1 protein-coding gene is annotated in these 338 nt (G+C 46.2%); it reads right to left on the bottom strand.

The window, feature by feature from the left end:
• Nucleotides 1-338: DDE-type integrase/transposase/recombinase (locus HC733_RS22700; protein ID WP_190367221.1), on the bottom strand; the 338-nt coding region annotated here is incomplete at both ends.

Below are 338 nucleotides of genomic sequence, written 5' to 3'. Positions count from 1 at the left end.
CTCATATATTCACGTGTTGGCTGAGGCACTTTCAACAACCAATCATGCTTTAAGCTGCCGAAGAAGCGTTCTACAACAGCGTTATCCCAACAAGCACCCACATCTCCCATGCTGGCCCGAATACCATAGCTCGCCAATAAATGGCGGTAACGTTTACTGGTGTATTGTGAACCCCGATCTGAATGGAACACTAAACCTATTGGTGGTTGGCGCAAGTTATACGCTTTTAGCATCGCTTTACTTACTAAGTCTGTCGTCATGCGCTTATCGATGTGCCAACCGACGATTCGTCTGGAGTATAAATCCATTACTATTGCTAGGTACATCCAGCCTTCACC

Origin of the sequence: Pseudoalteromonas sp. S16_S37 (assembly GCF_014694405.1) — a bacterium.
Lineage (GTDB): Bacteria > Pseudomonadota > Gammaproteobacteria > Enterobacterales > Alteromonadaceae > Pseudoalteromonas.
This window is presented reverse-complemented; position numbering and strand designations above follow the sequence as displayed.